The sequence below is a fragment of the Rhodococcus zopfii NBRC 100606 = JCM 9919 genome, from assembly GCF_001895025.1.
Taxonomy (GTDB): Bacteria; Actinomycetota; Actinomycetes; order Mycobacteriales; family Mycobacteriaceae; genus Rhodococcus; species Rhodococcus zopfii.
Genome location: NZ_BCXI01000074.1, coordinates 1 through 3,602 on the forward strand (window position 1 = coordinate 1; position 3,602 = coordinate 3,602).

4 protein-coding genes and 4 tRNA genes are annotated in these 3,602 nt (G+C 66.7%); 5 read left to right on the forward strand and 3 right to left on the reverse strand.

Annotation, left to right across the window (positions count from 1 at the left end; genetic code table 11):
* Positions 1-212 precede the first annotated feature (212 nt).
* Both RZ1_RS28395 and RZ1_RS28400 read right to left on the reverse strand, forming a co-directional pair.
* Complete coding sequence (locus RZ1_RS28395) at positions 213-821, reverse strand: DUF937 domain-containing protein (protein ID WP_072816186.1); 609 nt, start codon at positions 819-821, stop codon at positions 213-215.
* A 129-nt stretch (positions 822-950) separates the two neighbouring features.
* Complete coding sequence (locus RZ1_RS28400; RefSeq protein ID WP_072816187.1) at positions 951-1,406, reverse strand: hypothetical protein; 456 nt, start codon at positions 1,404-1,406, stop codon at positions 951-953.
* 145 nt (positions 1,407-1,551) lie between these two features.
* Between RZ1_RS28400 and RZ1_RS28405 the strand changes: the two genes are divergently transcribed.
* Positions 1,552-2,154: a hypothetical protein gene (locus RZ1_RS28405; RefSeq protein ID WP_072816189.1), complete on the forward strand. Its 603-nt coding sequence runs from the start codon at positions 1,552-1,554 to the stop codon at positions 2,152-2,154.
* A 24-nt stretch (positions 2,155-2,178) separates the two neighbouring features.
* On the opposite strand, the gene RZ1_RS28410 is transcribed toward RZ1_RS28405, so the two are convergent.
* A tRNA-Lys gene (locus RZ1_RS28410) sits at positions 2,179-2,251 on the reverse strand.
* 264 nt (positions 2,252-2,515) lie between these two features.
* Here RZ1_RS28410 and RZ1_RS28415 point away from each other — a divergent pair.
* The 4 genes from RZ1_RS28415 to RZ1_RS28430 all read left to right on the forward strand — a co-directional run bounded on the left by RZ1_RS28415 (position 2,516) and on the right by RZ1_RS28430 (position 3,590).
* Positions 2,516-3,169, forward strand: coding sequence for a TetR family transcriptional regulator (locus tag RZ1_RS28415; protein WP_072816190.1), 654 nt, complete (start codon positions 2,516-2,518; stop codon positions 3,167-3,169).
* A 110-nt stretch (positions 3,170-3,279) separates the two neighbouring features.
* Positions 3,280-3,352: transfer RNA gene (locus RZ1_RS28420), tRNA-Glu, on the forward strand.
* A 47-nt stretch (positions 3,353-3,399) separates the two neighbouring features.
* Positions 3,400-3,473: transfer RNA gene (locus RZ1_RS28425), tRNA-Asp, on the forward strand.
* 40 nt (positions 3,474-3,513) lie between these two features.
* Positions 3,514-3,590, forward strand: a tRNA-Phe gene (locus RZ1_RS28430).
* The last annotated feature ends 12 nt before the right edge of the window (positions 3,591-3,602 follow it).

A 3,602-nucleotide genomic window follows, 5' to 3' on the forward strand; every position in this document is an offset into this window, starting at 1 on the left:
TGGGACGAACTGTAACGACGATCGGCGGCTCGCGGCCCGTCGTTTCCGGGGAGTGCTTCAGATCACAAACATCCCCCTGGGTGGACACGGTACAGGCTTTTGTAGGCGGGCCCGATCAGGAGGCACGTTCGAGCACGCAACGCACTGCACGCGCCGCAACGACTGGGGGCGGCGACACGTGGATGTCGCCGCCCCCGAGGGGATGCTTGGGGTCAGCGCTTTCCGCCGCCGAGCAGACCGCCCAGCAGGCCACCCAGCCCGCCGCCCGCGTTGCCGCCCAGCACGCTGCCGAGAACGTCGCCGAGTGCGCCGCCGGCGCCGCCCGAGCCGCCTGTCGCACTGCCGAGGAGTCCGCCGAGCAGATCGCCGAGGCCGCCCTGGGTCGGAGTCGACGCCGTCGACGTGGTCGCACCCTGGCCGCCGCAGGTCAGCTGCTTGGCGATGTACGACAACACGATCGGCGCGAGGATCGGCAGAAGCTTGGCGACCAGATCGTTGCCGCCCCCGCCGTTGACGCCGCCGAGGGTGCTGATGACCTGGTCCTTGTTGGCGCCGAACACGTTGGAGACGATCTTGTCGCCGTCTGCGGTATCGACCTCGGCAACGTTCACGCCACCGTCGACGAGCCGGCTCGAATGGTTGTTCACAGCCGAGAGCAGGGACGCGGCGCCGGCCGGATCCTGCGCGTTGGCGTCGAGGCCGCCGACGAGGGTGGGCAGCGCGGCGCGCACGGCCGTCTCCGCAGTCTGCTGATCCACGTCGAGTTGCTCGGCGATCTGAGCAACAGGGATCTGTGAGAGAAGGTCGTCGAGAGTAGCCATGAGAACCTGTCTGGTTAGGGGGCACCCCAGGATGCGATTTGCCCGTTGTCGCGAAGCCTAACCAGTCCCTCTGCGTCCGCCGTGCAATTCCGGCACGCGTCGTTCGTGTGCCGTTTTGTCCGGTCTCGTTCACGCCTCGGACTGTGCTGCGGGCCTGCGTACGGAGATCAGACTGCACAGCAACGCGACCACTGTTCCACTGACGAGAAGGACGAATCCGTTCTGGTTCGTCAGCACGGTGCTGTGGTTGTCCCGGATGTAGTCGCCGAACGATTGCTGCACCCGCACCGCCAGCACGACGACGACAGCAGCGCCGAGGATCGCACCGGCCCATCCGGTCGGGATCGAGTCGAACAGGGCTGCGAGCAGCAACAGGACTGCGGCCGCGGCCAAGGGAGTCGCGAGGGACAGGTGAATCGGCAGGTCGGTGCCGGCAAGGGTGCTCAGGTCGTCTCCGTCGAATCCGTCCCGCAGCGAGGCCAGCGGGATCTCGGTTGCCCGGATCCCGCCGAGGACGGGAAGGAACGTCCCGATCCCCACTGCGATTGCGGACAAGAACAGTCCCAGATCCACGAAACTCCGCATGCCACTTCCCCTCGATCGCCGGATCGTTTCCGTGAGCGACCACACGGTATCCAAATTCGGCCGCGATACCCGGGTGAACAGGGCGCGCCGGCACCGCGATCCGTAGGGTGGAATGCACACGAAACGGGCGAACGGGAGGCAGAACATGTCGGACGGCACACATGAGCCCGGGATCGCCCGGACCGGCCCGCCCCCGTGGGTGAAGAAGACCGTGTGGGTGCTGCTCGGACTACTGGCCCTGGTCGTTCTCTACTTCGTGCTCGCCGCGTTCGTTCCCCGCTGGTGGGCGCAGCGCATCGCGGGTCTCGCCGACGGTGGAATGGCACGCGGAACGCTGTGGGGTCTGGTGTTCGGATTCCTGTGCACCTTCGTTCCGTTGGCGTTGCTGTCGTGGGTGTGGCGCGTGCGCGACTGGCGGTACCACCGCGGGCTGCAGATCGCCCTCGCGATCGTCGCGCTCGTGGTCGCCGTGCCGAACCTGATGACGCTGAGCATCGTGCTCGGCGGAGGCAATGCGGCGCATGCGGGCCAGCGCATCCTCGACGTGGACGGTCCGGGCTTCCGCGGCGCGTCCCTCGTCGGCGCGGTCCTCGGTGCTCTGGTGTTCGTGACCGTCGTCGTTGTGAGCACGCGCCATCGCAAACGCGGCGACGATCTGCGCCGCGCACGCGGTGAGCTGGAACTGCAGCGCGCCGAGCGGGAAGCGCGGGAGCTGGAGGAGAAGAGAAAGTCCGACGCGACGGACTGATCGGATCAGCCCGCCGCGTCGCGGTGCCCCCAGTAGGGCTCGAACCTACGACCTGCGGATTAAAAGTCCGTAGCTCTACCAACTGAGCTATAGGGGCGTGGGCGCACAGTGTAACCACACTGCGCCGCGCCAGGATATCCGGGAACCCGGAATTGTGTCGACGGCTCGGATGCTCACCCCCTGCGTCGCACCCGAGCCGGGACAAATCATACCACTCGGTGTGTTCTTCCGGCTTCGGTATGCGGCGACCGTTCGTGCTGCTCCGCGTGCGCGCGCCGCCGCCGGCCGCATGCCGTCTAGAGTTGTTCGAGGGGGCAGAGTTTTCGTGGGGGGCGGCGGTCAGTTTCGGAGGCTTCACCCCATGGCACCACCCCAACAGGAACGCGCGCGGCGTACGCGGGCCGCGATCGTGGAGTCCGCTGCGGCAGAGTTCTCCAAGCGTGGCTACGCGGCGGCATCGATCAACGCGATTCTCGAGCATTCGAACGCCACCAAGGGTGCGATGTACTTCCACTTCGATTCGAAGGAAGCTCTCGCTCGTGCCGTGCTGGAGGAAGGGCTCGAGAGGTATCGGACGCTCGTCGACCGCTGGGTGCAGGCTCCCGGCCTCGACCCGTTCGAGCGCCTGCACGGACTGGTCGCCGATCTCGGTGACGCCCTGCACCGGGACGCCATCATCCGCGCCGAATTCAAGCTCGTGATCGAGCCCGAGTTCGAGTCCGAGGCGCGGCTGAGGGGCGGATCGGTGTGGGGACTCGCCGGCTATCGCCTCGCGGAGGAAGCGCAACGCGACGGGCTTTTCCGGCCGGGCGTCGACATCCGCCGCTTCATCGAAGTAGTCAGTGCGGCGCTGGCCGGGCAGCGCTACATGACCGACCTGACGGCGCCCGACGCCGATGTGCGGGGGCGGTTCGAGATGTGCCTGGAGGTTCCGCTCGAGGCGATGGCATCGCAGGAGTGGCTCGACAGGTGGCACCGGGAGGGCTGGCCGGACGTTGCCGAACCCTCGCAATAGTAGCGTTTACCTGGCGATTTGTGAATCATGAAAGCGGTGTCCTAAGCTATCCACGCTCCCAACGGAACACGAACGCCGTTGAGGGTGCGGGTCGGAGCAATCCGGTCTGGGCCCCCTTCGTCTAGCGGCCTAGGACGCCGCCCTTTCAAGGCGGTAGCGCGGGTTCGAATCCCGTAGGGGGTACTCTTCGGTTGACGGCCGGAGCGTGCAATACAAGTGAACAAAGTTCTGGCCCTGTGGCGCAGTTGGTTAGCGCGCCGCCCTGTCACGGCGGAGGTCGCGGGTTCGAGTCCCGTCAGGGTCGCAGTGAGTATGCGATCGGCATTCGGTTCGGGTGCCGTCCCGGCCAGGTAGCTCAGTTGGTACGAGCGTCCGCCTGAAAAGCGGAAGGTCGCCGGTTCGATCCCGGCCCTGGCCACCACCACAATTCAAT

Coding starts and splice junctions, on each gene's coding strand:
- RZ1_RS28395 (WP_072816186.1), bottom strand. CDS start 821: ATGGCTACTCTCGACGACCTTCTCTCACAGATCCCTGTTGCTCAGATC.
- RZ1_RS28400 (WP_072816187.1), bottom strand. CDS start 1,406: ATGCGGAGTTTCGTGGATCTGGGACTGTTCTTGTCCGCAATCGCAGTG.
- RZ1_RS28405 (WP_072816189.1), top strand. CDS start 1,552: ATGTCGGACGGCACACATGAGCCCGGGATCGCCCGGACCGGCCCGCCC.
- RZ1_RS28415 (WP_072816190.1), top strand. CDS start 2,516: ATGGCACCACCCCAACAGGAACGCGCGCGGCGTACGCGGGCCGCGATC.